This window comes from Nonomuraea sp. 10N515B, from assembly GCF_052245915.1.
In the GTDB taxonomy this organism is placed as follows: Bacteria; Actinomycetota; Actinomycetes; order Streptosporangiales; family Streptosporangiaceae; genus Nonomuraea.
In genome coordinates this window covers 77,560-96,444 of record NZ_JBQQBQ010000004.1, presented here as the reverse complement: position 1 = coordinate 96,444, position 18,885 = coordinate 77,560, and the positions used below count along the sequence as shown (strand labels likewise).

General features: G+C 72.2%; 18 protein-coding genes. 15 read left to right on the top strand and 3 right to left on the bottom strand.

Annotation, left to right across the window (positions count from 1 at the left end; translation table 11 throughout):
- Positions 1-6: 6 nt before the first annotated feature.
- The gene (locus ACTWQA_RS07015; RefSeq protein ID WP_443158441.1) at positions 7-726 is read right to left on the bottom strand and encodes an enoyl-CoA hydratase/isomerase family protein; all 720 of its coding nucleotides are present in this window, start codon (positions 724-726) and stop codon (positions 7-9) included.
- Positions 727-805: 79 nt separating this feature from the next.
- On the opposite strand from ACTWQA_RS07015, the gene ACTWQA_RS07010 reads away from it, so the two are divergent.
- The 10 genes from ACTWQA_RS07010 to ACTWQA_RS06965 all read left to right on the top strand — a co-directional run bounded on the left by ACTWQA_RS07010 (position 806) and on the right by ACTWQA_RS06965 (position 12,248).
- On the top strand, positions 806-1,678 hold the full coding sequence (locus ACTWQA_RS07010) for an FAD binding domain-containing protein (RefSeq protein WP_443158440.1): 873 nt from the start codon (positions 806-808) through the stop codon (positions 1,676-1,678).
- Between the two features lie 145 nt (positions 1,679-1,823).
- Positions 1,824-4,085: a xanthine dehydrogenase family protein molybdopterin-binding subunit gene (locus ACTWQA_RS07005; protein ID WP_443158439.1), complete on the top strand. Its 2,262-nt coding sequence runs from the start codon at positions 1,824-1,826 to the stop codon at positions 4,083-4,085.
- Positions 4,082-4,564: a (2Fe-2S)-binding protein gene (locus ACTWQA_RS07000; RefSeq protein WP_305915974.1), complete on the top strand. Its 483-nt coding sequence runs from the start codon at positions 4,082-4,084 to the stop codon at positions 4,562-4,564. The genes ACTWQA_RS07005 and ACTWQA_RS07000 overlap by 4 nt, the downstream gene beginning before the upstream one ends.
- Entirely contained in the window at positions 4,561-6,897 is a 2,337-nt protein-coding gene (locus tag ACTWQA_RS06995) for a xanthine dehydrogenase family protein molybdopterin-binding subunit (protein WP_443158438.1), read from the top strand. The genes ACTWQA_RS07000 and ACTWQA_RS06995 overlap by 4 nt, the downstream gene beginning before the upstream one ends.
- A gap of 101 nt (positions 6,898-6,998) precedes the next feature.
- On the top strand, positions 6,999-8,273 hold the full coding sequence (locus ACTWQA_RS06990; protein ID WP_443158437.1) for an ABC transporter substrate-binding protein: 1,275 nt from the start codon (positions 6,999-7,001) through the stop codon (positions 8,271-8,273).
- Positions 8,273-9,133, top strand: coding sequence for a branched-chain amino acid ABC transporter permease (locus ACTWQA_RS06985; RefSeq protein WP_443158436.1), 861 nt, complete (start codon positions 8,273-8,275; stop codon positions 9,131-9,133). Before ACTWQA_RS06990 ends, ACTWQA_RS06985 begins: the two co-directional genes overlap by 1 nt.
- A complete protein-coding gene (locus ACTWQA_RS06980; RefSeq protein WP_443158435.1) occupies positions 9,130-10,107 on the top strand; it encodes a branched-chain amino acid ABC transporter permease in 978 nt (325 codons plus the stop codon). The genes ACTWQA_RS06985 and ACTWQA_RS06980 overlap by 4 nt, the downstream gene beginning before the upstream one ends.
- A complete protein-coding gene (locus ACTWQA_RS06975; protein ID WP_443158434.1) occupies positions 10,104-10,850 on the top strand; it encodes an ABC transporter ATP-binding protein in 747 nt (248 codons plus the stop codon). Before ACTWQA_RS06980 ends, ACTWQA_RS06975 begins: the two co-directional genes overlap by 4 nt.
- Entirely contained in the window at positions 10,843-11,553 is a 711-nt protein-coding gene (locus tag ACTWQA_RS06970) for an ABC transporter ATP-binding protein (protein WP_443158433.1), read from the top strand. Before ACTWQA_RS06975 ends, ACTWQA_RS06970 begins: the two co-directional genes overlap by 8 nt.
- Positions 11,554-11,627: 74 nt before the next feature.
- Positions 11,628-12,248 carry a GntR family transcriptional regulator gene (locus ACTWQA_RS06965; RefSeq protein ID WP_443158432.1) on the top strand — a complete coding sequence of 207 codons (621 nt, stop codon included), beginning with the start codon at positions 11,628-11,630 and terminating at the stop codon, positions 12,246-12,248.
- 2 nt (positions 12,249-12,250) lie between these two features.
- Here ACTWQA_RS06965 and ACTWQA_RS06960 read toward each other — a convergent pair whose 3' ends face one another.
- Both ACTWQA_RS06960 and ACTWQA_RS06955 read right to left on the bottom strand, forming a co-directional pair.
- Positions 12,251-13,156 (bottom strand): alpha/beta fold hydrolase, encoded by a 906-nt coding sequence (locus tag ACTWQA_RS06960; RefSeq protein WP_443158431.1) that lies wholly within the window; start codon positions 13,154-13,156, stop codon positions 12,251-12,253.
- Between the two features lie 45 nt (positions 13,157-13,201).
- On the bottom strand, positions 13,202-13,453 hold the full coding sequence (locus tag ACTWQA_RS06955) for a hypothetical protein (RefSeq protein ID WP_443158430.1): 252 nt from the start codon (positions 13,451-13,453) through the stop codon (positions 13,202-13,204).
- Positions 13,454-13,491: 38 nt separating this feature from the next.
- Between ACTWQA_RS06955 and glnT the strand changes: the two genes are divergently transcribed.
- The 5 genes from glnT to ACTWQA_RS06930 are packed head-to-tail and all read left to right on the top strand — an operon-like array spanning position 13,492 to position 18,801.
- Entirely contained in the window at positions 13,492-14,829 is a 1,338-nt protein-coding gene (gene glnT / locus ACTWQA_RS06950; RefSeq protein WP_443158429.1) for a type III glutamate--ammonia ligase, read from the top strand.
- 13 nt (positions 14,830-14,842) lie between these two features.
- A complete protein-coding gene (locus ACTWQA_RS06945; protein WP_443158428.1) occupies positions 14,843-15,718 on the top strand; it encodes a hypothetical protein in 876 nt (291 codons plus the stop codon).
- Positions 15,706-16,380, top strand: a complete 675-nt coding sequence (locus tag ACTWQA_RS06940) for a hypothetical protein (protein ID WP_443158427.1) — start codon at positions 15,706-15,708, stop codon at positions 16,378-16,380. Before ACTWQA_RS06945 ends, ACTWQA_RS06940 begins: the two co-directional genes overlap by 13 nt.
- Positions 16,381-16,390: 10 nt before the next feature.
- The gene (locus ACTWQA_RS06935) at positions 16,391-17,701 is read left to right on the top strand and encodes an FMN-binding glutamate synthase family protein (RefSeq protein ID WP_443158426.1); all 1,311 of its coding nucleotides are present in this window, start codon (positions 16,391-16,393) and stop codon (positions 17,699-17,701) included.
- A complete protein-coding gene (locus ACTWQA_RS06930) occupies positions 17,698-18,801 on the top strand; it encodes an FAD-dependent oxidoreductase (protein WP_443158425.1) in 1,104 nt (367 codons plus the stop codon). The genes ACTWQA_RS06935 and ACTWQA_RS06930 overlap by 4 nt, the downstream gene beginning before the upstream one ends.
- Positions 18,802-18,885 lie beyond the last annotated feature (84 nt).

Genomic DNA, 18,885 nt, shown 5'->3' with positions numbered 1-18,885 from the left:
CCGAGGTCAGCCACGGGGCGCGCCCCTCTCTTGCCGGAGGAACGCCACCGAGCCGTCCCAGGCGCGGCGGTTGCCCGCGCGTTCGGCCGCCAGTCGGTCGAAGAGCGCCGGGTCCCGGATCGCCGCTTTGACGCGGCGGATCGCGTCGCGGTCGCATCGCAGCAGCTCGTCCGCCAGAGCCAGGGCCTCGTCGCCCGGGGTGTCGCTCAGCCTGGTCAGCAGCCCGATGCGCGCGGCCTCGTCCGCCGCCACCCAGCGCATGGTCAGGCATAGGTCCATGGCGCGGCCCGCGCCGACGAGCGCGGGCAGACCCCACGCGCCCACGGCCAGGCCGTGCCCCACGCCGGGGAAGCGGAAACGAGCGCCGGGTCCGCCGACGCGCAGGTCGGCGACCAGGGCGAGTTGGGCGCCGCCCCCGACCGCAGGCCCCTCGACCACGGCGATCACCGGGCGGGGGTGTGCGGCCATCTGCTCATAGAGCGCGTACAGCTCGTCGCTGAGCTCGGCCCGCACCTGGTCCGGCAGGTCGAGGTCGGCGCCCGCGCAGAACACCGCCGGATCGGCGCTGTCCAGGATCACCACGCGCTCACCGGCAGTACGGAAGGCGTCACGTAGCCTGGCCACGAGGCCGGGGACCAGCGCGTTGCGCCGCCGCCCCTGGTCGAGCCGCAAGCGCAGGACACCCGGCCGGGACGAATCGAGGATCAGGCCCTCACCCTTGACCATCCACCCTCCAATTGATGCATGATATACCAAACTTCAATCGCCCCTTCCAGTCAAGGGATCGGCATATGGGGAATCCCTCGTGAAACCGGCCGCGTACGCCTACCACCGCGCGTACGACGTCCGCGAGGCCGTGGAGCTGCTCGGCGAGCTCGGCGAGGACGCCAAGATCCTGGCCGGCGGGCAGAGCCTCGTCGCGATGATGAACTTCCGGCTGGCCCGCCCGAGCGCGCTGGTGGACGTCAACCGCATCTCCGGGCTGTCGTACCTGCGGCGGGACGGCGACCGGCTGCGCATCGGAGCGCTCACCCGCCACCGCGCGGTGGAGACCACGCGGGACCCCGCCGTTCTCGGCGGTTACGCGGTGCTCCCGCGCGCCGCGCACTGGGTCGGCCACTATCCGATCCGCACGCGGGGCACGTTCGGCGGTAGCATCGCGCACGCCGACCCGACCTCGGAATGGTGCATGCTCGCCCTGCTCCTCGACGCGGAGTTCGTCGCCGAGGGCCCGCATGGCCGCAGGACGATCCCCGCCGCCGGCTTCTTCCAAGGTTTCCTGACCACCGCGCTGAGCCCGGACGAAATGCTGGTCGAGGTGGTGTTCCCGCGCCCCGCCCCCCGTGCCGCGCTCACCGAGTTCGCCCAGCGCCGCGGGGACTTCGCGATCGTCGCGGCGGCGGTCGCCCTTGACCTCGACGACGCCGACGGCACGACCTGCACCGGCGCGCGGATCGTGCTCGGCGGCGTCGACGCGCGGCCGGTCCGGGTTCCCGCGGCGGAGCAAGTGCTGGGCGGGGCGGCGCTCACCGGGGACGCCTTCGCGGCGGCCGCCGACGTCGCCGCCCGCGAGGTGTCGCCCCCCGGCGACGTGCACGGCAGCGCCGACTACCGCCGGCGGCTGGTCCGCACCCTGCTGACGCGAGCGCTTGAGGAGGCTGCGGCCCATGGCGCGTGAGGCCGCAACCGGTTCGGAAGCGCCTGAGGCTGCGACCGGTTCGGAAGCGCCTGAGGCCGCGGCTGGTTCGGAGGCGCGTGAGGCTGCGCTGAGCGCGGATGGGCGCTGGATCGGGGCGGCCCTCCCGCGCAAGGAGGATCCCCGGATGCTCAAGGGGCGCGGCCGGTTCGTTGATGACATCGCGCCGTCCGGCACGCTGCATGCCGCGTTCGCCCGCAGCCCGGTCGCGGCCGGCACCCTTCACTCCGTCGATCTGACCTCGGCCCTTGCGGTGCCCGGCGTCGTTGCCGCTTTCGCGGCGGCCGATCTCGGGCTCACCGGGCTGCGTGCCGTGCTCGAACGGCCCGAGTTCCACCCGTCCACCATGCCGATCCTGGCCGAGGACGCCGTCCGCCACGTCGCCGAGCCCGTCGCCGTGGTCGTGGCCGAGGACGCCTACGCCGCGGAGGACGGCGCCGAGGCCGTGATCGCCGACATCGAGCCCGGTGCAGCCGTGTCATCCCTGCGGCGGGCGCTCGACGCCGCGCCGCTGCACGACGGCGTCGCCGGCAACGTCTTCGTCGACCTGACGATGTTCGACGACCCCGAGCTCGACACGATCGTCGGCGCGGCGCCGCTCGTCCTCGAGGAGACCTTCACCAGCGGGCGGCTGGCGGCGTTGCCGATGGAGGGCCGGGCCTGCCTGGCCGAATGGTCGGACCGCGACGAGCAGCTCGTCGTGCACGTCTCGACCCAGGTCCCCCACCAGGTGCGCACCGCCATCGCCACGTCACTCGGCCTGCCGGAGAGCCGGGTGCGGGTCGTGGCGCCGGACGTCGGCGGCGGTTTCGGGCTCAAGTGCGTCGCCGGACGCGAGGAGATCGCCGTCGCCGCGCTGGCGCACCGGCTGCGCCGCCCGGTGAAGTGGGTGGAGGACCGGCAGGAGAACCTGACCGCCGCCTTCCACGCCCGGGAGCAGGAGTACGACATCCGCGCGGCGTTCGACGCCGACGGGCGCATCCTGGCCGTGGACGCCGACATCCGCTGCGATGTCGGGGCGTACTCTGCGTTCCCGTTCACGTCGGGGGTCGAGCCGCTGATGGCCGCCACCGAGCTGCCCGGCCCGTACAAGCTCCGGCACTATCGCGCGCGCAGCCGGGCCGTGGCCACGAACAAGGCGCCCACCGCGCCGTACCGCGGGGTGAGCCGCCCGCAGATCACCTTCGTCATGGAACGGCTCATGGACAAGGCCGCGGCCCGGCTGGGCCTCGACCCGGCGGAGGTGCGGCGGCGCAACCTCATCTCCAAGGACGAGTTCCCCTACACGGGCGTCACCGGGATCACCTACGACCCCGGCAGTTACCGCGAATCGCTCGACCTGGCCACCGAGCGCCTGCGCGCCGAGGGCTGGTACGACCTCCGCGCCGCGGCCAGGGACGAAGGCCGGCTCGTCGGCATCGGCCTGTCCTGCTTCTCCGAGCGCACGGCGTACGGAACGCCGGCGTTCATGCAGCGGCGCATGGCCATGACTCCCGGGTACGACGTGTCGCACATCCGGATGGACCCCTCCGGCACCGTGTTCGTGACGACCGGGACCGCCTCCCACGGCCAGGGCCACGAGACGACGTTCGCGCAGATCGTCGCCGATCAGCTCGGGCTGCACCCGGACGACGTGCGCATCAGGCAGGGCGACACCGACGTCGGCGGGTACGGCTGGGGCACGTTCGCGAGCCGGTCCATCGTCGTCGGCGGCGGCGCCGCCCGGCGGGCCGCCGTGCAGCTGGCCGAGCGCATCCGCCGGGCGGCCGGGCAGCTGCTGGAGGCCGATCCCGCCGACCTCGTGCTCGCCGGCGGCGCCGTCGCCGTCCGGGGCGTGCCGTCGGCGTCGATGCCGATCGCCGAGGTCGCCCGCATCGCCCACTTCCAGTCGTACCGGCTCGACGGCGATCATCTGCTGGAGGCCTCGGCGGCGTACGACCCGCCGGGCACCTTCTCCAACGCCACGCACGCCGTCGTCGTGGAGCTCGATCCGGGCACCGGCCAGGCACGGATCCTGCGGTACATCGTCGTCGAGGACTGCGGCGTGATCATCAACCCGCTCGTCGTCGACGGGCAGGTGCGTGGCGGGGTCGCGCAGGGCATCGCCGCGGCCCTGTACGAGCAGGTGCGCTACGACGAGTCCGGCCAGCCGGTCACCGCGACGCTCATGGACTACCTCGTCCCCACCGCGACCGAGATCCCGCCGATCGAGGTGCTCCATCTCGAGACGCCCTCGTCCCACAGCGAGACCGGCTCCAAGGGCATGGGGGAGGGCGGCACGATCGGCGCCCCTGCCGCGGTCGTCAATGCCGTCAACGACGCCGCCGGCACCCAGGTGCTCGACACCATCCCGGTCCGTCCCGAGCAGATCCTGGGAGTCCTCACGTGAAAGACCTGCATCTGATCAGCCTGACCGTCAACGGCGCCGACCACGAGGCCGTCGTCGAGTCCCGCCGCACCCTCGCCGACGTGCTGCGCCACGACCTCGGCTACACCGGCACCCACCTGGGCTGCGAGCACGGCATCTGCGGCGCGTGCACGGTCCTGGTCGACGGCGAGCCGGTGCGGTCCTGCCTGGTCTTCGGCGTGCAGGCCGACGGCTGCGAGGTCCGCACCGTCGAAGGGCTGGCGGACGGGGAGCGGCTGTCCGACCTGCAGGAGGAGTTCTCCCGCTGTCATGCCCTGCAGTGCGGCTTCTGCACCCCCGGCTTCCTCATGCTGGGGGAGGCGTTCCTGGCGGAGAACCCCTCGCCGACCGAGGCGGAGGTCCGCGACGTCGTGGCGGCGAACCTGTGCCGGTGCACCGGCTACCAGGGCATCGTGGAGGCCCTGCTGGCCACCGCTGAGCGACGCAAGGCGGGATCGTGACCAGCGACGGGCGGCGGGTGCGGCGGCTGGAGGACGAGCGGCTGCTGCGCGGGCTCGGCCGGTTCGCCGACGACGTGAACCGGGTCGGCGCGCTGCACCTGCGGGTCGTCCGGGCCCAGGTCGCGCACGCGCGCATCCTGTCGATCGACACGGGCCAGGCGCGGGCGCTGCCGGGCGTCACAGCGGTGATCACGGGCGAGGACGTGAAGGACGTCGCGCCGATCCCGGTCCGGCTCAACGTCGGCGGGCACGACCTCAGCGCGTTCCTGCAGCCGATGCTCGCCAGGGAGAAGGTCCGGTACGTCGGCGAGCCGGTGGCCGCGGTCGTCGCCGAGGACCCTTACGTCGCGGAGGACGCCGCCGAGCTCGTCGAGGTCTCCTACGACGACCTCTGCGCGGTGCTCGACGGGGAGACGGCCCTAAGGGAGACGCTGGGGGAGACGGCGCTGGGGGAGACGGCGGCGCGGGAGGCGGCGGTGCCGCTGCACGAGGCGGGTCACGTCGCGGCCGTGCTCGACCTCGGGTACGGCGACTGCGCGGCCGCCTTCGCCGCCGCCGACACGGTGGTGGCGCTCACACTGGACGTCGGCCGGCACAGTGCGGTCCCGATGGAGCCACGCGGCCTGCTCGCCGACTACGACGCCGGGACCGGCCGGCTGGAGATCTGGGGTGCCACGAAGGTGCCCGTCTTCAACCGGCGGGTCCTCGCCTCCATGCTCGGCCTGCCCGAGCACCGGATCCGCCTGCGCGCGATGGACGCGGGCGGCGGGTTCGGCCCCCGCGGCGAGTTCTACCCCGAGGACTTCCTCGTCCCGTGGCTGGCCCGGCGGCTGGGCCGCCCGGTGAAGTGGACCGAGGACCGGGCCGAGCATCTCGTCGCGGTGAACCACTCGCGCCAGCAGCGCCACCGCATCGAGGCGGCGTTCGCGGCGGACGGAACGCTGCTCGGCCTGCGCGACGACGTCATCCACGACAACGGGGCCTACATGCGCACGCACGGCGTGCTCGTGCCCGAGCTGACGCTCGCGATGTTGCCGGGCCCGTACCGGTTGCCCGCGTACGCGGGGCGCGCCCGGGTCGTGCTCACGAACAAGACCCCCTGCGGCACCTACCGCGCGCCGGGCCGCTTCGAGGGGACGTTCGCCAGGGAGCACCTGTTCGACGTGGCCGCCGACCGGCTCGGCATCGACCGGGTGGAGTTGCGCCGCCGCAATCTGCTGCGGCCCGAGGAGATTCCCCACACCCGCCCGCTGAACACGATCGGCACCGACGTCGTGCTGGACGCAGGCGACTACCCGAAGCTGCTGGACCGGGCGCTCGCGCACACCGCAGGCTGGCCGGAGGAGGTCGCCACGCTGCGGGCCGAGGGCCGCCTCGCGGGGGTGGGGCTCGCGGTGTTCCTGGAGAAGAGCGGTCTGGGCCCGCACGACACCGCCGACGTCCTGGTCGGCCCCGACGGGACCGTGCGGGTGCACTCCGGGGGCACCTCGCTGGGGCAGGGCATCGAGACCGTGCTGGCCCAGATCGCCGCCGAGCCCCTGGGAGTCGATCCCCGCGAGGTCGAGGTGGTCAACGGCGACACCGAGCTGCAGCCGTTCGGCGGGGGCTCGTGGGCGAGCCGGTCGACCGTGGTGTCCGGCTCGGCGGTGCGGCTGGCGGCCGAGGCCGTGGCCGTCCGGGCCCTGCGCGTCGCCGCCCGTGTCCTCGGCGTGCCGGAGTCCGGGTTGCGCCTGACCGGCGGGGCGGTGACCGGCCCGGACGTGCGGCTGACGCTCGGCGAGGTGGCCGCGGCCTGCGCTCCGGGCAGCCCGCATCTGGCCGCGGATGAGCCGGCGGGCCTGTCGGCGCGGCGCACGTTCGAGGTCGAGCACATGACCTACCCGTACGGCGTGCACGTGGCCCTGGCCGAGGTGGACCAAGGGACCGGCGGCGTCCGGGTACGGCGGTACCTGGTCGCCTACGAGGTGGGCCGGGCCATCAACCCCACCCTGGTGGAAGGCCAGCTCGTCGGCGGTGTGGCGCAGGGCATCGGCGGGTCGCTGATGGAGGAGTTCCGCTACGACGACAACGGGCAGCCGCTCGCCGCGACGTTCATGGACTACCTCGTGCCCACCGCGGCGGAGACGCCCCGGGTCGAGACGATCGTCACCGAGGACGCTCCGTCGCCCGGCAATCCCCTGGGCGTCAAAGGCGCCGGCGAGGGGGGACTGTCCGCCGCCGGAGGGGCGATCGCCAACGCGGTACGCGACGCCCTCGGGTTGCGGGGCGGCGTGGGGGCGCTGCCGCTGTCTGCCTCCCGGGTGATCGAGCTGCTGTCGGCCGACGATTCGTAACATCACGCTAACCCACGGATAGACGCGACCGATCAAACTTGATATACCAAACATCAGGCGTTACTCCGGGAGCCTTCGCCCCCCGCCCAGAGGAGAACGACATGGGATCACCTCCTTACCGGCTTCGTGTCCTTGCCGTTGTGGCGGCGCTCCTTGCCGTCGCGGCCTGCGGCAGCAGGTCTCCCTCGATCGAAGGCGCCCCGACCAGCGCGACCGCCGCGACGGGTGGCAAAGGCACGCTGACCGTCGGCCTGCTCAACCCGCTCACCGGGCCGTTCGCGGCCCTGGGCACGGATGTCAACGCGGGGTTCGAGCTCTACCTCAAGTCCAAGGGCGGAGTGCTCTCCGGGTACGGCATCAAGGTCGTCAAGGAGGACGAGGGCACCGACCCGGCCCAGGGCACGACCAAGGCACGGCAGCTCGTCGAGCAGAGCAAGGCGCAGATGGTCGTGGGTCTGGTCAACTCGGCGATCGCCTACGCGGTGGCGCCGTACCTGGAGCAGGCCGATGTCCCGCTGCTGATCACGGTGGCCGGCGCCGACGGGCTCACCAGGAAGAAGGGCGGCAACACCTTCCGGGTGTCGTACACCAGCTCCCAGGACGTCATGCCGCTCGGCGAGCACACCTGCAAGACCCTCGGCCACAAGAAGGCCGCGATCCTCGGGCTCGACTACTCCTTCGGCTGGGAGGCCGCCGGCGGCTTCGCCCGCGCGTACGAGGACGCCGGGTGCGCGGTGGTCCAGGAGATCTACGCCCCGCTCGCGACCCAGGACTGGGGGCCGTACGTCAACCAGATCAAGAAGGACGAGGCGGACGTCGTCTACGTGGTGGCGCCGGGCTCGGACGGCATCCGGCTGCTCAAGGCCTACCGCGACTTCGGCGTGCAGCTCCCCATGGTCGCCCACGGATCGACCGTCGACGAGACGACCCTCCCCACGGAGGCCGGCACGGCCGAGGGCGTCATCAGCAGCCTGCACTACACGCCGCAGATCAAGTCCCCCGCGAATGACGCCCTCGTCGCGGCGTTCACCCAGGAGCGCAAGAAGAGCGCCAACCAGTACGCCGACGACGGCTGGACCGCCGGGATGGTCCTGGAACAGGCGCTGGCCCAGATCGACGGCGCGCCGACGCCCGAGAGCCTCCGGGCCGCCCTGACGAAGGTCAAGGTGGAGTCCCCGCGCGGCCCGGTGTCCTTCGACGCCTACGGCCAGGCCGTCTACAACGTCTACATCCGCAAAGTGGAGCAGCGCGACGGCGGCTGGGCCAACGCCATCGTCTCGACGATCCCAGAGGTGGGCCAGTTCTTCACCTACGGTGAGGAGAAGTACCTCGCCTTCCCCGGCTACGACAAGCTCAAGGGCACCTGGGCCAAGTGATGAGCTGGCTCACCCACACGCTCAACGGGCTCGCCTACGGGTCGCTGCTCTTCCTGGTGGCCAGCGGGCTGACGATCACCTTCGGGCTGATGCGTACGGTGAACCTCGCGCACGGCGCCTTCTACCTGCTCGGCGGCTACCTGGCGTACGACCTGGCCACGCGCGGCACCGACTACTGGCTGGCGATGGCGATCGGCGTCGTGGGCGCCGCCGTCTCCGGGATGATCGCGCAGCGGCTGCTCCTGCACCGGATCGCCGGTCAGGAGCTGCCGCAGATCGTGCTCACGCTCGGCCTCGCGCTGGTGATCGGCGACCAGATCCTCGCCCACTACGGCGGCGATCCGATCTCCCCGCCGACGCCTCCGGGACTGACCGGACCGGTCGAGCTCGGCGCCCTGGTGTTCCCCAAGTTCCGGCTGGTCCTCATCGGCATCGCCCTCGGCCTGGCCCTGCTCGTCAGCGCCCTGCTGCGGTACACGCCGATCGGCGCGAAGGTGCGTGCGGCGGTCGACGACCAGGAGATGGCGCGTACCGTCGGCATCCGGGTGCCGCTCATCTTCCTGCTCGTCTTCGGGCTCGGCACCGGGCTGGCGGCGTTCGCCGGAGTCTGGGGCGGCGCCTTCACCAGCCTGTCGCCGGACAGCGGGTTCGACGTGCTGCTGCTCGCGCTCGTGGTCGTGATCGCAGGCGGTCTCGGCTCCATCCCGGGGGCCTTGGTCGCCGCGCTCGCCGTCGGCCTCGTCGAGGAGTTCGGGAGGGTGCTGTTCCCCGGGTGGGCGATGTTCACCCTGTACGCGGCGGTGGCCCTCGTGCTCGCGCTGCGGCCGCAGGGCCTGCTCGGCAAGGGCGCGGCCCGGTGAGCCGGCGCATTCTCGCGGTAGCGGCCGCGGCCGTGCTGCTGCTGGCCGTGCCCGTCGCCCTCGATTCGTTCTCCGTCTTCGTCGCGAGCCGGATCCTCATCCTCGGGCTGTTCGCGACGGCGTACAACGTGGTCTTCGGGTACGGCGGCATGCCGTCGCTCGGCCACGCGGCCTTCTTCGGGATCGGCGGTTACACGGTCGGCATCGCCGTCACCCGCTGGGCCTGGCCGATGGCGCTCACCATGCCCGTCGCGCTGGTGCTCGGCGCGGCGGCAGGCGCCGTCTTCGGGCTGTTCTGCCTGCGGGTCCGCGGCGTCTACCTGCTGCTGATCACGCTGGCGCTCGCGCAGGCGGTGTTCGGTCTGGCCTTCTATCAGACCGAGCTCACCGGCGGCGACAACGGCATCCCCGGCATCCCGCGCGACGGGGTGCCCACGGGCGGCGGGTTCTACCTGCTCGCCCTGGCCGTCACCGCCGGCTGCGTGGCGGCCTTGTGGGCCTTCCAGCGCTCTCCCGCGGGCATGACCATCCTGGGCATGCGGGAGAGCGAGTCGCGGATGAGCGCGACCGGCTACCAGGTGGCCACGATCCGGGTCATGGCCTTCGCCGTGTCCGGCGCCTTCTCCGCGGTGGCCGGCGCGCTCGAGGTCTACCTGCAGGGGTCCGTCTCCACCGCCAGCCTGAGCTGGCAGATCAGCGCCGAGGTGCTGGTGTTCGCCATCCTCGGCGGGGCACGCAGGTTCCTCGGTCCCTTCCTCGGCGCGGCGATCGTGACCGGTCTGGAGGTCTGGGTGAGCACGTACACCGACCGCTGGACGACGGTGCTCGGCGTGGTCTACATCCTGACGGCGTTGTTCCTCGCCGACGGCGTGCTGGGCCGGTCCCGATCGTTGCTGCGCCGGCTCAGGCGCGGAGCGGTGCCTCCCGCCGAAGAGGCGGCGGACGAATCGGTGATCGTGGAGGCGGGCAAATGAACGAGATCGCGATCGCCGGGCACGGCGTCACCGTGCGCTACGGCGCCTTCCGCGCCAACGATGAGGTGACCCTGGCCGTCCCCGCGGGGGAGCGGCGCGCCCTCATCGGCCCGAACGGCGCGGGCAAGACGACGTTGTTCGGGGTGCTCGCGGGCCAGATCCGGCCGGTCGGCGGACGCGTGGAGCTGCTGGGCCGCGAGGTGACCCGGCGGCCGGGACACCGGCGGGCCCGCATGGGGCTGGCCCGCACGTTCCAGATCACCAATCTGTTCGGCGAGCTCACCGTGGCACAGAACGTCCAGCTCACGCTCGCCGCCGAGGCGCGGGCGCACCGGGTGTTCTGGCGCGGGCTGGACATGCTGCGTGAGCGCGCGGTGGACGTGCTGACCGGGTGGGAACTGGAGCACACGGCGGACTGGCCGGTCCGGCAGCTCGCGTACGGGCAGCAGCGGGTGCTCGAGATCGTGCTCGCCATGTGCCGCGAGCCGCGCGTGCTGCTGCTCGACGAGCCCACCGCGGGCCTGGCGCCGGCCGACGCCGAGCGGCTGACCTCGCTCGTCGCCGCACTTCCCCGGTCCATCACGATCGTGATGATCGAGCACGACATGGCGGTGGCGTTCGGGCTCGCCGACCGGGTCAGCGTGCTCCAGCAGGGCCGGCTCCTGGCCGAGGGCACGCCCGACGAGATCTCGGCCGACCAGCGAGTGATCGAGGCCTACCTCGGGGAGGTGGCGCATGACTGAGGTGCTGCTCGGCGTACGCGGCGTCCACACCTACTACGGATCCAGCCACGTGCTCCAGGGCGTGTCGCTGACCGTCCGCGAGGGCGAGGTGCTGGGCATACTCGGGCGCAACGGCATGGGCAAGACCACGCTCATCCACACCGTCAGCGGCCTGCTGCGGCCCAGGGAAGGCGAGATCACGCTGGGCGGCCGGTCCATCGCCGGCATGCCGGCCGAGCGCATCGCCCGCGCCGGGCTCAGCCTCGTCCCGCAGGGCCACCGGGTCTTCCCGTCCCTCACCGTGCGAGAGAACCTCAAGGTCGCCGCGCGCCGTGGCCCGTGGACGATCGACGACGTCGCCGACCGGTTCCCGGTGCTGCGGGAACGGTGGAACCTGCCGGCCGGGAAGCTCTCGGGCGGGCAGCAGCAGATGCTCACCATGGGACGGGCCTTGGTGGGCAACGGTCGGCTCGTGCTGATGGACGAGCCCACCGAGGGCCTCGACCCGCAGACCGTGGCCCGGATCGGCGAGGTCGTGGACGAGCTGCGCCGCCGGGGCACGTCCGCGATCCTGGTGGAGCAGAAGGTCGACTTCGCGCTGCGCCGCGTCGACCGAGCCCTCGTGCTCGAGCGCGGGCGGGTCGTCCACGAGACCGCCGACCCGCAGGCGCTCCGTACGGATGCGGCGGCTCTACGGCGGCTGCTCGCCGTGGGACGGATGTGAAGGACTTTACATTTCATATACAATCTATCGCGGCCGCCTCGCCCACCGGGCGCATCAACGAAGGAAACACCAGCGTGGCGACGTACACGAGCAAGACCGACATGGTGGCCGCCACTCTCCGCGAGCTGATCATCGCGGGCGAGTTGCGGCCCGGCTCCCCGCTGCGGCAGCGCGATCTGGCCGAGCGGTTCGGAGTCAGCCAGACGCCCGTGCGGGAGGCGCTGCAGCGGCTGGAGTCCGAAGGGCTGGTGCGCGGCGACCTGCACAAGGGGGCGACGGTCAGCGAGGCCGACAAGGGCGCGACCGAGGAGAACTTCCAGATCCGCGCGGCGCTGGAGTCCCTCGGCGCCGAGTTGGCAGCCCCCCGCATCGGCGAGGGCGATCTCGAACGGCTGGAAGAGCTCAACGCCGAGCTGGCCGGCATCCCCGACGGGGATCCCCGCTACGCCGACCTCAATCGCCGTTTCCACCACATGATCTACGAGGCCGCCAGCAGCCCGCTGCTACTCGCGATCATGAGACTGCTCTGGCAGTCCATGCCGCAAGGCCCCCGGGTGCTGCGCACGCACCTGGAGTCCACGCGGCAGCACGCCCAGATCATCGACGCGCTCCGCGCCCGGGACGGCGCGCGGGCGGCGCAGGTCACCCGCGAGCACATCCTGGGCGCGGCGCACCTGGACAATCACGCTCCCTGAGCTCACTTGACGCCGGTCGTGCTCGCCGACAACGAGTGCGGATCACGCCGCCCCCAGGCGCCGCGTTCGACCGCCGCGAGGAAATCGCCCACCGTCCGGTTGAACAGCTCAGGCTCCTCCAGGTTGAGGGTGTGACCGGACCTGGGCAGGACGGCGAGGCCCGCCGTGGGGATCGTGCGCTTGAGCATCAGGTCCGGCTCCAGACAGCCCTCGTCCTCGTCACCGGTCATGATCAGCGTGGGCACCGTCAGCCGGGCGAGCTCCTCGCGCAGGTCGTACAGCGAAGGGCGGGACTTCTGCACCCCGCGCATGGTGAGCGCGGAGCCCGGGGTGGAGTGCTCGCCCAGCATGCGCGCGAACTCGGCCCAGCCACGGGGATCCTTGTTCTGGAACTGCACCCGCGCGGGGCCCAGCGCGTAGCGCGCGGCGAAGGCCTCGGCACCCTCGGCCTCCAGGGCCGCGGCGATCGCCTCGCACTCCTCGCGGAAGCCTGCCTGCCGCTCCGGCTGGGCGCCGTACCCGCACCCGGCGACCACGAGGGACGCCGCCCGCTCCGGGTGGCGCAAGCCCAGGTGCAGGGCGCAGAACCCACCCATCGACAGACCTACAACGTGTGCCCGGTCAATGCCCAAATGGTCGAGTATCGCGATCGCGTCCGCCACGGCACGGGCCTGCGAGTACTGCTCGGGCCGGTGCGGCACGTCGGACGGCGGGTATCCGCGGGCGGCGTAGGTGACGCAACGGTACGAACGGGAGAAGTGCCGGATCTGAGGTTCCCAACTGCGGTGGTCACCGGCGAACTCGTGGATGAAGAGGAGGGGGAAGCCGGTCCCGGTCTCCTCACAGTGAAGGCTAGTGCCGTCATCGGCGACGGCGTAGCTCACGCGAGAGGCCGAATTCTGGTGCATGAAATATTGTATATCATCCCTCTCTTCTTCCCGGAAGGGGCATGCTCACTCCAGCGCGAGGACCACCCAGGACTGGTCCGGAGTCAGACCGTCGCCGCCGGCGGTCTGGCCGGCCCGCCGGTGGATCGCGCCGCCGCGCAGCGGCTCGTTCTGCGTGAAGACGTGCGTCTGCGACTCCGGTACGAAGGCTCCGTCGATGGCGTAGTCGATGCTGCCGGTGCGTAAGGGCGAGGCGCAACCACGTGCTTGCGTGCGGGAAACATCGCGGTAACACCAGCATTGTCCACTGTCAGGCAACACTGATTCTTATCAGTAGACAACGCCTGGAGTCCCTCATGTCGACAGAAGCCGCCGCAGCACCCCTCGACCTAGCCGCCCTGGCCAACGCCGACGACATCGAGTTCATCCTCGCCGTCTTCGTCGACCTGGCCGGCAAACCCTGTGCCAAGCTCGTCCCGATCGAGGCCGTGGAGGAGCTCCGCGACGAGGGCGTGGGGTTCGCCGGATACGCTGCCGGGCTGATCGGCCAGCGGCCGAGCGATCCGGACATCATCGCCGTCCCGGACGGCGCCTCCTACACCCCGCTGCCGTTCGTCCGGCCCGGTCTGGCCCTGGTGCACTGCGACCCGCACGTCAATGGAAAGCCGTGGCCGTACGCGCCGCGCCTCATCCTGCGCAGCGTCCTGGAGCGAGCCCGCACGCTGGGCCTGTCCCTGGCGGTGGGCGCGGAGATCGAATACTTCCTGGTCAACCGGGACGAGCGCGGCGCGCTGGTGCTCGCCGACTCCCGCGACACCGCCGCCCAGCCCTGCTACGACGCACGTGGCCTGACCCGCATGTACGACCACCTCACGGCCGTGTCCAAGGCCATGAACGCCCTCGGCTGGGGCAACTACGCCAACGACCACGAGGACGGCAACGGCCAGTTCGAGCAGAACTTCGCCTACGCCGACGCCCTCACCACCGCCGACCGGGTGATCACCATGCGGTATCTGGTCTCGGTGCTGGCCGAGCAGCGCGGCATGACCGCGACCTTCATGCCCAAGCCGTTCACCGACCGCACCGGCAGCGGCATGCACCTGCACCTGTCGCTGTGGCGCGGCGCGGATCCCGCCTTCCCCGACACCTCCGACCAGCGCGGGCTGGGCCTGTCGCCGCTGGCGTACGGGTTCATCGCCGGCATCCTCGAGCATGCCGGGGCGCTGCAGGCGGTGATCGCGCCGACCGTCAACTCCTACAAGCGCACCGGCGCCACCTCCACCCGCTCCGGCGCCACCTGGTCACCGCGCCGTGCCGGGTACGGCGGCAACGACCGTACCCACTTCGTCCGCGTGCCCGACGGCAACCGCATCGAGCTGCGCGGCGGCGACGGCTCGGCCAACCCCTACCTGGCCGCGGCCGCCGCGCTGGCGGCCGGCCTGGACGGCGTCGAGCGGGCCCTCGACCCGGGAGAGCCGGGGGAGGCGTCGGCCGTCGCCGCCCGCCCGGAGCTGCCGCCGACGTTGCTGCACGCCGTCGAGGCCCTGGCCGCCGACCCGGTGATCAGCGGCGCCCTGGACGCGGTCGGACCAGGCGTCAGCGGGTACTTCGGCGCGGCCAAACGCGAGGAGTTCTTCGACTGGCACGGCACGGTCGGCCCGTGGGAAGTCGACCGCTATCTCACCGCCTTCTAGAAGGAGTCTTTGCATGTGTGGAATTGTCGGGCTGCACCTACGGGAGCCCGAGCTCCATCCGCGGTTGGGGGAGCTGCTGGCCGCGATGCTCGGCCAGCTGGTGGAGCGTGGACCGGACTCGGCAGGCGTCGCCGTCTACGGTGACCCGCGGCTGACCCCGCCCGGCCGGGCGGCGGTCTCGTTGCTGGACACCGACGCCGCCACCGTCGAGTCCGCGCTCCGAGGCCGGATCCCCGATGCGGTGGCCGTCGACGTCGGCCCCACCACCGTCGTGCACGCGCCGGTCGGTGTGGACGCGCTGATCCAGGCGCTGCCGCGGGCCACCGTCATCGGGACGGGAGAAGAGGTCGCCGTGCTGAAGGGCACCGGCCACCCCCACGATCTCGCCCGAGCCTTCGGCCTGGCGGGGGTTCAGGGCTGGCAGGGCGTCGGGCACACCCGGATGGCGACCGAGTCCGCGGTCACGCCCCAGGGGGCGCACCCGTTCTCCGTCGGCCCCGGCCAGTGCCTGGTGCACAACGGGTCGTTCGCCAACCACGCCACCATCCGCCGGGAGCTGCGGGCCGAGGGCGTGTCCTTCGACAGCGACAACGACTCGGAGGTGGGCGCCCGTTTCGTCGCCTATCACCTGGCCCGTGGCGCGGACCTGGACAAGGCGCTGCGACTGCTGTGCGAGCGCTTCGACGGCTTCTACACGCTGCTGGTCACGACCGCCGATTCGTTCGCCGTGGTACGGGACGCCATCGCATGCAAACCCGCCCTGGTCGCGGAGACCCCCGGCTGGGTGGCGATGGCCTCGGAGTACCGGGCACTGGCGGTGCTGCCGGGCGTGGAGTCCGCCCGCATCTTCGAACCCGAGCCGGAAGAGGTGTACGTGTGGAAGCGCTGACCGTGGACCTGGCCGCATCGCCGGTCAGGCAGCTCAACCAGGCCCTGCACGCGCCGGACCCGGCGCCGAGGTGGCGGGTGCTCAACCCGCGTGGCGCGCACAGCGTCGCCTGCGGCCTGACCCGGGACCTCACCGTGGACATCGACGGGCATGTCGGTTACTACTGCGCCGGGATGAACCAGCTCGCGACCGTCACGGTGCACGGCAACGCCGGGGTGGGGGTGGCGGAGAACATGATGTCCGGCATGGTCCGGGTACGCGGCAACGCCTCCCAGTCGGCCGGCGCCACCGCGCACGGCGGGCTGCTGGTGATCGAGGGCGATGCCGCGGCACGCTGCGGCATCTCCATGAAGGGCGCCGACATCGTGGTCGGCGGGAGCATCGGCCACATGAGCGCCTTCATGGCCCAGGCGGGCCGCCTGGTCGTGTGCGGCGACGCCGGCGACGCGCTGGGCGACTCGGTCTACGAGGCACGCATCTACGTCAAGGGCACGGTCAAGTCGCTCGGGGCCGACTGCGTGGAGAAGCCGGTCCGCGACGAGCACCTGACCGAGCTGGCCGAGCTGCTGAAGCTGGCCGAGATGGACGAGGATCCGGCGGCCTTCCGCCGCTACGGCTCGGCGCGGCGGCTCTACCACTTCACGGTCGACAACGCGTACTGAGGGAGACTCCATGACTGAGGGCCTGCGCGAGTCGGCCACGTTCGACCGCGCCACCATCCACGCCATCCAGCGGGCCGCCGCCACCGGCGTGTACGACATCCGCGGCGGTGGCGCCAAGCGCCGCCTGCCGCATTTCGACGACCTGCTGTTCCTCGGCGCGAGCATGTCCCGCTATCCCCTGGAGGGCTACCGCGAGCGCTGCGACACCGACGTGATCCTCGGCGACCGGCACGCGAAATACCCGCTGCACCTCGACATCCCCGTCACCATCGCCGGGATGAGCTTCGGCGCGCTGTCGGCCAACGCCAAGGAGGCGCTCGGCCGCGGCGCCGGCGCCGCGGGCACCTCCACCACCACGGGCGACGGCGGCATGACGCCGGAGGAGCGCGGCCAGTCCAAGCACCTCGTTTACCAGTACCTGCCATCCCGGTACGGGATGAACCCGGATGACCTGCGCAAGGCCGACGCCATCGAGGTGGTGCTCGGCCAGGGCGCCAAGCCGGGCGGCGGCGGCATGCTGCTCGGCCAGAAGATCACCGATCGGGTGGCGGGCATGCGGACCCTGCCGGTCGGCGTCGACCAGCGCAGCGCCTGCCGGCACCCGGACTGGACGGGCCCCGACGACCTGGCCATCAAGATCGGCGAGCTGCGCGAGATCACCGACTGGGAGAAGCCGATCTACGTCAAGGTCGGCGCCACCCGCACGTACTACGACGTCAAGCTCGCCGTGCACGCCGGGGCCGACGTCGTCGTGGTGGACGGCATGCAGGGCGGCACCGCCGCCACCCAGGACGTCTTCATCGAACACGTCGGCATCCCCACCCTCGCGGCCATCCCCCAGGCGGTCCAGGCCCTGCAGGAGCTCGGCGTCCACCGCGAGGTCCAGCTGATCGTCTCCGGCGGCATCAGGTCCGGGGCGGACGTGGCCAAGGCCATCGCGCTCGGCGCCGACGCGGTCGCGATCGGCACCGCGGCGCTGATCGCGCTCGGCGACAACCACCCGCGTTACGACGCCGAGTACCGCGCGCTCGGCTCAGCCGCCGGGTTCTACGACGACTACCAGGACGGCCGCGACCCGGCCGGCATCTCCACCCAGGACGACGACTTGGCCGCCCGCCTCGATCCGGTCGAAGGGGGCCGCCGCCTGGCCAACTACCTGCGGGTGCTCACCATGGAGGCCCAGACCATCGCCCGCGCCTGCGGCAAGTCCCACCTGCACCACCTCGAACCCGAGGACCTGGTCGCGCTGACCATCGAGTCCGCGGCCATGGCCCGCGTCCCGCTCGCCGGCACCGACTGGATCCCTGGGGCCCGTCCATGATCGCCGTCGTGGGCGCGGGGCTGATGGGCGCGGCCACCGCCTGGGAGCTGGCCCGCCGCGGCATCGAGGTCACCCTGATCGAGGCGTACGGGATCGGGCACCGCAACGGCAGCTCGCACGGCACGTCGCGGATCTTCCGCCGCGCCTACGCCGACCCCCTCTACGTCGAGTTGACCGGGCGAGCCGGGGAGTGCTGGCGTGAGCTGGAGGCGGACTCCGGCACGGCGTTGCTCCGCACGACCGGCGGCCTCGACCTCGGCGCGGGCCGCGACCCCGAAGGCCTGGCGCGGCTGCTCGCCGCCGCCGGCGTGCCGCACGAGCTCCTGGCTCCGGAGGCGGCCACGGAGCGCTGGCCGTACCTGCGCTTCGACGGCCCGGTCCTGTTCCACCCCGAGGCCGGGGTGGTGGACGCGGACGCCGCGGTGGCGGCCTGCGTGCGGCGGGCCGCCGAACTCGGCGCCGACGTCCGCACGAACACCCGCGTGAGCGCCATCGACGTACGCAACGGCGCACGGGTGCGCACGGACGACGGCGCGGAGCTCGAGGCGGACGCGGTCGTGGTGGCGGCCGGGCCGTGGCTGCCTGAGCTGGCGGACACCATCGGGATGCCGCTCGGCCTGCCGCCGCTGCGGGTCACCCAGCAGCAGGTGTTCCACTTCCGCCAGCGCGACCCCGGCGACTCCTGGCCGATCCTCGTCGCCAAGGACGACCTGCAGATCTTCGGCCTGCCCTCGGGCGGTGACGGGGGAGCGGCGCCCGCGGTCAAGGTCGCCCAGCACGACGATGGCACGCCCACCACCGCGAGCACCCGCGACCGCGTCGTCAACCCGGCCTCCCGGGCCGCCGTCTCCGCCTGGGTGCGGGAGCGGCTGCCCGGGCTCGACCCCGTGCCGGTCGCCGAGGACAGCTGCCTCTACACCACCACCCCTGACGAGGACTTCATCGTGGACAGGACCGGTCCCGTCGTGGTGGTCTCGCCCTGTTCCGGGCACGGCGCCAAGTTCGCTCCGCTGATCGGCCGGATGGCCGCCGACCTGGCACTCGGGCAGGCCGGACCGTACCCGCGCTTCGCCCTGCGCCGCGCGGAAACCGCGAGTTAACGCTCCGCGACGCCCCTGTGTAACACGCCGTTTGTTAACTGTCGTGAAATAACGATTCCCCTCGTTATACGTGGACTTCGGAGC